At 39.2% G+C, this 8,201-nt stretch carries 7 protein-coding genes; 3 read left to right on the top strand and 4 right to left on the bottom strand.

Translation table 11 applies throughout. The features are described from left to right. Together I6852_RS07260 and I6852_RS07255 are read left to right on the top strand one after the other, a co-directional pair. Window positions 1–802, top strand: an 802-nt coding sequence (locus I6852_RS07260) for a glycosyltransferase family 8 protein (protein WP_197291952.1), incomplete at its 5' end; no start/stop codon positions are given. Window positions 803–937: 135 nt separating this feature from the next. Beyond that, the gene (locus I6852_RS07255; protein ID WP_197291953.1) at window positions 938–2,104 is read left to right on the top strand and encodes a glycosyltransferase; all 1,167 of its coding nucleotides are present in this window, start codon (window positions 938–940) and stop codon (window positions 2,102–2,104) included. A 12-nt stretch (window positions 2,105–2,116) separates the two neighbouring features. On the opposite strand, the gene I6852_RS07250 is transcribed toward I6852_RS07255, so the two are convergent. The 4 genes from I6852_RS07250 to I6852_RS07235 all read right to left on the bottom strand — a co-directional run bounded on the left by I6852_RS07250 (window position 2,117) and on the right by I6852_RS07235 (window position 6,292). Next, window positions 2,117–3,163, bottom strand: coding sequence for an NAD(P)-dependent alcohol dehydrogenase (locus tag I6852_RS07250; RefSeq protein WP_197291954.1), 1,047 nt, complete (start codon window positions 3,161–3,163; stop codon window positions 2,117–2,119). 160 nt (window positions 3,164–3,323) lie between these two features. Beyond that, a complete protein-coding gene (locus tag I6852_RS07245) occupies window positions 3,324–4,334 on the bottom strand; it encodes a glucokinase (protein ID WP_197291955.1) in 1,011 nt (336 codons plus the stop codon). Next, window positions 4,321–5,004, bottom strand: a complete 684-nt coding sequence (pgl, locus tag I6852_RS07240) for a 6-phosphogluconolactonase (protein ID WP_197291956.1) — start codon at window positions 5,002–5,004, stop codon at window positions 4,321–4,323. The genes I6852_RS07245 and pgl overlap by 14 nt, the downstream gene beginning before the upstream one ends. A gap of 10 nt (window positions 5,005–5,014) precedes the next feature. After that, window positions 5,015–6,292, bottom strand: a complete 1,278-nt coding sequence (locus tag I6852_RS07235; protein ID WP_197291957.1) for a glucose-6-phosphate dehydrogenase — start codon at window positions 6,290–6,292, stop codon at window positions 5,015–5,017. Window positions 6,293–6,357: 65 nt separating this feature from the next. Between I6852_RS07235 and edd the strand changes: the two genes are divergently transcribed. Continuing rightward, the gene (edd, locus tag I6852_RS07230) at window positions 6,358–8,184 is read left to right on the top strand and encodes a phosphogluconate dehydratase (RefSeq protein ID WP_197291958.1); all 1,827 of its coding nucleotides are present in this window, start codon (window positions 6,358–6,360) and stop codon (window positions 8,182–8,184) included. Window positions 8,185–8,201 lie beyond the last annotated feature (17 nt).

Here is an 8,201-nt window from a genome sequence, read left to right as displayed (position 1 = left end):
CGTTATCTTTTGCAATGAATTTAGCGCTGATTTCTTAAGCATTAAAGAAAATGATGAGAATTATTTTTATGGGGTTTTGGAAGTTGAAAAGCACCACATGATGGAAGGGTTTTTGTTTTGTAATTTAGATTACCAACGCAAGAAAAATTTCACCTTAAGAATGCATGATCTTTTAAAGGGGAATGAGGCTAAAGGGGAGTTGGATTTTACGAAATGGTGTTGGCCCAACATGAAAGCTTTAGGGATTGAGTATTGCGTTTTCCCTTATTATTACACCATTAAAGATTTTTCTAACGCGTATTTAAACGAGAATTACAAGAAAACCATTTTAGAGGCGCGAGAAAACCCTACTATTATCCACTATGACGCTTGGTGGGGGGCGGTGAAGCCTTGGGACTATCCTTTTGGTTTAAAAGCGGATTTATGGCTGAACGCTTTGGCTAAAACTCCCTTTATGAGCGATTACACTAAGAAAATGCACACCAATGAGAGCTTTTATACCACAAAAATGGCTGAGCAGCATTATTTTTCTTCAGTAAAACCTTCAAAAGAAATTGTTTTTAAGGCTCCGTATTTGTTTTTCAAATCGTATTTGTTTGTTGTGTTTAAAGAAAGGAAAATCCATTCAAGAGTTTTTGAATTAACTTGTAATTTAGTGAAAAAAATTTTCAATAAGCTTATTTATTTTGGGTTTTTGATGCCTAAAGCGTTAGTTAAAAGGGTGGTTAGTAAGATCCTTAGAGTTTTAGGGCTTCATGGGATTGTTAAAAAAATCTTAATCAAGCTTTTAAGAAAGGGCTAGAGTAAAGGGGTTAAAACCTTTCTTTAAATTAATTTGCTTTAAAAACAACATAAAAACCAAAAACAGAACCCTTTCAAGTTCGGTTTTTTTTTTTTTTGGATAAAATAGCCATTAAAAAAGGGTGTTTAATTTTTTATGACTTCAGCTTCAAATCATTCTTTTAAAGAACAAGATTTTCATATCCCTATCGCTTTTGCTTTTGATAAGAATTACCTCATTCCTGCGGGCGCGTGCATTTATTCCTTGTTAGAAAGCATCGCTAAAGCCAATAAAAAAATTCGTTACACCCTATACGCTTTAGTGGTAGGCTTGAATGAAGAAGATAAAGCAAAGCTTAATCAAATCGCAGAGCCTTTTAAAGAATTTGCTGCTTTAGAAGTGAAAGATATTGAACCTTTTTTAGACGCTATCCCTAACCCTTTTGATGAGAATTTCACCAAGCGTTTTTCTAAAATGGTGTTAGTGAAGTATTTTCTAGCGGATTTATTCCCCAAATATTCTAAAATGGTGTGGAGCGATGTGGACGTTATCTTTTGCAATGAATTTAGCGCTGATTTCTTAAGCATTAAAGAAAATGATGAGAATTATTTTTATGGGGTTTATGACAAAATATACCCGTATGAAGGCTTTTTTTATTGCAACTTAACTTATCAGCGAAAAAATCAATTTTGCAAAAAAATATTAGAAACCATACGCGCACAAAAAATAGATAAAGAACCGCAATTAACAGAATTTTGTCGTTCAAAGATCGCACCATTAAAAATAGAGTATTGTATTTTCCCACACTATTATAGCCTTTCTGAAGAGCATTTAAAGGGCGTGGTCAATGCAATTTATCATAACACCATTAAACAAGCCCTAAGAGAACCTATCGTTATACAATACGACTCTCATCCTTATTTTCAAATCAAACCTTGGGATTATCCTTTTGGTTTAAAAGCGGATTTGTGGCTGAACGCTTTGGCTAAAACCCCCTTTATGAGCGATTGGTCTTATTTGATCACAGGGGGTGGGGGGGTAGGTGGAGAAAAATGGCATTACTACCATGGCATTGCCACTTATCATTACTACTTTCCTTTATGGAAAGTAGAAGAACAGATTGCCCATGACGCTCTTAAGACATTTTTAAAACATTATTTTTTGCACATTCATGAGATTCCCCAAAACGCAAGGCGAAGACTATTCAAATACTGCATTTCAATACCGCTTAAGGGCTTTATTAGTAAAACCCTTAAAATTTTAAAACTCCATGCACTGGTGAAAAAAATCCTAATCCAACTCAAGCTCTTAAAAAAGAGCTAGAGTAAAAAGCCTTTAATCAAACGATTTTTTCATATCAATCACATAGCGGAATTTCGCTTTCCCATGGGTTAGGTTATGATAAGCGGTGTCAATATCCTTGCCTAAAATTAAATCTATTTCAGGGTAAATATTGTGTTTGATAGAAAAATCCATCATTTCTTGGGTTTCTTTAATGCCCCCAATCAATGAGCCATAAACCTTGCGATTGCTTAAATAGATAAAATCAAAAACGCTAAGCGCTGGAGCGACTTCTACAGGGGGGAGTCCCACAAGGGCTAGATCGCCATTATAAGTTAAGAGCTTGAGATAGTCTTTTAAATTATAATGGGTAGGAATGGTTGAAATGATAAAATCCAACTCCTCTTTGCATTGTTTGGGGTCCGTGTAGAAATGCTTAATACCCATGCTCAAAGCGTCTTGCTTTTTGTGATCGTTTCTTGCAAAAACGCTCACTTCAGCCCCCATAGCCACAGCGTATTTGACCGCCATGCTTCCTAGTCCGCCAAACCCAGCGACACCCACTTTTGTGCCTTTAGTAACCTTAGAAAATTTTAAGGGCGAATAAGTGGTGATGCCCGCACAAAGCAAAGGGGCTACTTTTTCTAAAGGAGCGTTTTTATCCACACTAATCACATAGTTTTCATCCACGACAATATTATTAGAGTAACCGCCCATGTGGGGTTCGTTGCCATGGAAAGAATCCAAACAATCATAAGTAAATACCACTTTGGCACAAAATTGCTCTTGGTGTTCTTTACAGGGCTTACATGTCTTGCATGAATTGACAAAACAGCCCACGCCCACCACATCGCCAACCTTAAATTTCTTAACTTCCTTACCCACTTCTTTGATGACCCCAGCAATTTCATGCCCAGGAACCATAGGGTAAATGCCTTCTCTCCATTCGCTATAAGCACTATGAACATCGCTATGGCAAATCCCTGCATAAAGAATGTCAATCAGCACATCTTTAGGGCCTACAGCATGGCGGCTAAAATCATGGGGCTTGAAATGCCCGTCTTTAGAAAAAATAGCAAAACCTTTAGATGGAACTCTCATTAAAACTCCTTGTTTTATTAAAATACCGCTATTGTATCGTTTTTATGGTTTGCTTATGTTTCTATAGGTTTAACTAATTTTATAGCTGTTGGTTATATGGTAGCGTTGTTTGGCGTGCTCAAACACACCCCTTGTATAAGCCGCTTCTATCTTAACGCTACTATATCTTATCATGCAGTAAATAATTCTCTAACGCAATGCCCGCCCCATCAAGTCCGGGAGTTTTTTTCAGCACGACATGCACAGGGATAGAAGCGAGAAACGCTCCCATGCGCCCTTTCGTTTCAAAACGCGCTCTAAAGGGCGAAGTTTTAAAATAATCAATGAATCGTGGGATAATCCCCCCACACAAATACACGCCCCCTCTAGCCCCCAAAGTGAGAGCCACATCAGCAGCGAGCGTGCCTAGCATGGAGCAAAAAGTGTCCAAGGTCAATCGGCATATAGGGTAATCCCCATTCAAAGCGCGTTCGCTAATGATTTGTGGGGTTAATTCAGCCTTGCTCAACTTCGCCACTTTTTCTAAGCCTTTGCGTTTAGACAGGGCTTCATAAATCAACACCAAACCGCTACCGCTTAAAAACCTTTCCGCGCTCACATGGTTGAATTTAGAGCGGGCGTATTGCCACACTAAAATTTCTAAATCATCAAAAGGGGCAAAGCTCACATGCCCCCCTTCGCCGGGTAAGACTTTCAAAGAGCCATCGCTGTTTTGGATAAGAGTGCTTACCCCAAGCCCGGTTCCTGGCCCTAAAATCGCTTTAGGGGCGTTGATTTCGCACTTAATCCCGCCTATTTGAGCCAGATCGTTTTCTTGCATCGCGCTAATGGCATAGGCTTGCGCGACAAAATCATTGATGACAAGCAATCTTTTTAAATTCAAACATTGCCGTGTCGTTTCAATAGAAAAAGTCCAGTGGTTGTTAGTCATTTGGACAAAATCCCCCATAATGGGCGTAGCCACAGCAAAAGAGCCATAAATAGGGTGCAGTTTAAGGCTTTCTTTGCATTTAGAAAGGTAAAATCGCACCGCATCGCTCAAGCTTTCAAAATCTTCGCACCGCAAGACTTCAATGCATTCAATCTGTCGTGGGGCGACTTCCAAGCCAAAGCGCGCGTTCGTGCCGCCAATATCGGCTAATAGTCTTGGGTAAGTTTCAGTTTTTGGCATAAAACACCTCCGTGGTAACTTTTTGAGAATGTAAAATCCGAGCGATCGGCAGAGAATAGGGAGCACTTTCTTTTAAAGCCTTTTCTAAAACCTCCCTTTTTTCTACCCCACTAATGCTTAAGAAAAGTTTTTCGCAATTTTCTAAGGCGTTGATAGACATGCTCAAGCGCTCATAAGGAGCGTTAGCGGGCTTAGTCAAAACGATATTTTCTTTTTCTTCGTTTAAAAAAGCGCTCGTTTCGGGAAAAAGGCTAGCCGTATGCCCGTCAGTCCCCATGCCCAAAATGGCTAAATGGGGCTGTTTGAAATGCTGGTTAGCAAAATGAAAAAGCGCGTTTGTATCGCTAGAAATCTTTTTGGGCAAAAGCGGAGTGAAAGAAGCTTTTAGGGCGTTATTTTGCAACAAGTAATCATGCAATAATTTGGTGTTGCTGTCATCATGGCTTGTGTCTATAATGCGTTCATCTACTAAACTGACTAAACACTCATGCCATTTGAGATCCAAAACGCTCAATTTTTGCAACAAGCTAATGGGCGAACGGCCTCCAGAAAAAGCGATAGAAACTTGATGACGCTTTTTTAAGGCGTTGTTAAAAAATTCTTTAAAACGATCTGTTAAAGCCTTGTGGCAATCTTTCAAATTTTCAAATTCAAATAATTGATAACCCATGAAATCCCTTTTACTGATAGAGTGGTTTTAAAAATTCTGATTCGTTGAGATTATGGCTTTCATAGGAGTATAAGGGCGTGGCGTTATTGATAAAACCCTCTATGAGCGTGTCAATAAAAACCCATGACGCTTCTAATTCCAATTGGTGGGCGAAATTATTGTGGTTATTTTGTATCGCATCATAGAGCAATTTAGCGTAGGGCTGTAAAAATTCTTGTTTGTTATGGGTTTCTAAAATAAGGGGGTTTTGATTGTCTTTTAGGGTGAGGGTGATTTTATCTTGAGAGAGGAAAAATTCTAGCGTATTGACTGCATTAAAATGGATTTTCACGCTCGCTTGGTTGTGGGGCATTTTTTTAGCGTGCTTGAGATAGAAAGGCACGCCTTTAAATTTAGGCGTATCCAAAAAGGCTTTAATAGCGACAAAAGTCTCTGTCTGGCTCTCTTTATTAACCTTATTTTCATCTCTATAGCCTTGATACTGGGCCCGAATAACCTGTTTTTTAAAGTCTTTAGGGGGTTGTAAGGTTTTTAAAACTTTGATTTTTTCTTCCCTTAAGTCTTTTAAATCGTTGGGTAAATCTGTAGCGATAAGGGATAAAACTTGCAAGAGATGGTTTTGAACCATATCCCTTAAAGCCCCAATTTTATCGTAAAATTCGCCCCTTTCTTCCACTCCTAAAGTCTCATAAACGCAGATTTCAACCGCATTAATTTGATCCCATAAAATGTTTAAGATAGGGTTATTTAAGCGCAATTCAAGGATATTTTGAACGCCCTTTTTCCCTAAATAATGATCGATTCTAAAAATTTGCTCTTCTTTAAAAAAAGCGCTAATGCTTTGGAAAATTTCTTTACAAGTCTTTAAATCATGCCCTAAAGGTTTTTCTAAAATCAAACGAGTGTTGGCGTGATTGAGCACGTTTTGGGCTAAATTTTGAGCGGTCGTTGCAAAAAAACTAGGGGAGATAGAAAAGTAGAAGATCAAGGGCTTATTGTTTGTAGCGATTTTACTCAATTCTTCAAAGTCTTTAGGGTTATCCAAACGGACGCGCAAATAACTGATATGGGCTAAAAATTCCTCACCCTTTTCTCTTGAATGCAGTTGTGTCTTTTCACAAAGGAGCGCTAAAAACTCTTCATTGGATAGCTCCTTACGCCCCGATGCGATAATTCTAGAATCTTTTTTAAAACCATAATGGGTATAAATTTCATAGAGCGAAACAAAGAGCTTTCGCATGGCTAAATCCCCAGTCGCGCCAAAAAGAACCAAATCAAAATCCAACATCAATAACCCTTTTAGAGTGTTTTTAAGTTATTATTATATATTAAATCTTAATTGAAGGGGTGTTCATGCCTAAGCATTCTTTAGAACAAATCAAAGAAAAAATTACAGAGCGTAGCAAAAAAACCAGAGAGCTTTATTTAGAAAATATCTTTAACCCTAAAAACCAGCCCAAGATTGAGAGCTTGGGTTGCGCGAATATTGCGCATGTTACAGCGAGCATGCCAGAGCATTTAAAAATGCCTTTAGGTTCGCATAAAAGAAAGCATTTTGCGATTATCACGGCTTATAATGACATGCTTTCAGCCCACCAACCTTTTAAAAATTACCCTGATTTGATTAAAAAAGAATTGCAAGAGCATAACGCTTATGCGAGCGTCGCTAGTGGGGTGCCAGCGATGTGTGATGGTATCACGCAGGGTTATGATGGCATGGAATTGAGCTTATTCAGTAGAGATGTGATCGCTTTAAGCACCGCCGTAGGGTTAAGCCATAATGTTTTTGACGGGGCGTTTTTTTTAGGCGTGTGCGATAAAATCGTGCCAGGCTTGCTTATAGGAGCGTTAAGTTTTGGGAATTTAGCGAGCGTGTTTGTGCCAAGCGGGCCTATGGTGAGCGGGATAGAAAATTATAAAAAAGCCAAAGCGCGCCAAGATTTTGCAATGGGAAAGATCAACAGAGAAGAGCTTTTAAAAGTGGAAATGCAAAGCTATCATGACATTGGCACTTGCACTTTTTATGGCACGGCTAATTCCAATCAAATGATGATGGAATTTATGGGGTTGCATGTGGCTAATTCTAGCTTTATCAACCCTAACAACCCCTTACGAAAGGTTTTAGTAGAAGAGAGTGCTAAAAGATTAGCGAGCGGGAAAGTCCTGTCTTTAGCCAAACTCATTGATGAAAAAAGCATTCTTAACGCTCTTATAGGCTTAATGGCAACAGGGGGTTCTACTAACCACACTTTGCATTTGATCGCTATCGCTAGATCTTGTGGGGTGATTCTCAATTGGGACGATTTTGACGCAGTCTCTAACCTCATACCCCTTTTAGCTAAAGTCTATCCTAACGGATCAGCGGATGTGAACGCTTTTGAAGCGTGTGGGGGATTAGCGTTTGTGATCAAGGAATTGTTAAAAGAGGGGCTTTTATTTGAAGACACTCATACGATTATGGATACAGAAACGCAAAAAGGCATGCAAAATTACACCAAAACCCCCTTTTTAGAAAACGACCAATTGGTGTATAAAGACGCCATCAATCATAGCTTGAATACGGATATTTTACGCCCTGTGAGCGAGCCTTTTGCCGCTAATGGGGGGCTTAAAATTTTGAAGGGTAATTTGGGGCGGGCCGTGATTAAAATCTCAGCCATTAAAGATGAGCACAAGAAAGTCAAGGCTAGAGCGATTGTTTTTAAAACCCAAAGCGAATTTTTAGAACGCTTTAAAAATAAAGAATTAGAAAGGGACTTTGTGGCGGTCTTGCCTTTCCAAGGGCCTAAATCTAACGGCATGCCAGAATTGCACAAACTCACCACGAATTTAGGGGCTTTGCAGGATATGGGCTACAAGGTCGCGCTCGTTACGGATGGGCGCATGAGCGGGGCGAGCGGGAAAGTGCCTAGCGCGATCCATTTAAGCCCTGAGGGAGCGTTAAATGGGGCGATCATTAAGATTAAAGATGGCGATTGGATAGAATTAGACGCTCCTAATAACGCCTTGAATGTGCTTGAAAAGGATTTTGAAAATAGAGGGATCAATCCCTTGTTTTTAGAAACCTTAGAAAATTTAGAAAAGCCTACTTTTGGGTTGGGTAGGGAATTGTTTACAAGCTTGAGATTGAATGTTAATACGGCTGAAGAGGGCGGCATGAGTTTTGGCATAAAGGTATAAAAATATAAAGGAGATAA

It is taken from the genome of Helicobacter pylori (assembly GCF_015904775.1).
Classification (GTDB): domain Bacteria; phylum Campylobacterota; class Campylobacteria; order Campylobacterales; family Helicobacteraceae; genus Helicobacter; species Helicobacter pylori_DM.
The sequence above is the reverse complement of the archived record's forward strand: the minus strand, read 5'-3'. Positions and strand labels throughout refer to the sequence as shown.

What these genes read in the sequence shown, in the direction of transcription:
- I6852_RS07250 (WP_197291954.1), bottom strand. Translation starts at nt 3,163, where the DNA reads ATGAGAGTTCCATCTAAAGGTTTTGCTATTTTTTCTAAAGACGGGCAT.
- I6852_RS07235 (WP_197291957.1), bottom strand. Translation starts at nt 6,292, where the DNA reads ATGTTGGATTTTGATTTGGTTCTTTTTGGCGCGACTGGGGATTTAGCC.
- edd (WP_197291958.1), top strand. Translation starts at nt 6,358, where the DNA reads ATGCCTAAGCATTCTTTAGAACAAATCAAAGAAAAAATTACAGAGCGT.
- I6852_RS07245 (WP_197291955.1), bottom strand. Translation starts at nt 4,334, where the DNA reads ATGCCAAAAACTGAAACTTACCCAAGACTATTAGCCGATATTGGCGGC.
- I6852_RS07255 (WP_197291953.1), top strand. Translation starts at nt 938, where the DNA reads ATGACTTCAGCTTCAAATCATTCTTTTAAAGAACAAGATTTTCATATC.
- pgl (WP_197291956.1), bottom strand. Translation starts at nt 5,004, where the DNA reads ATGGGTTATCAATTATTTGAATTTGAAAATTTGAAAGATTGCCACAAG.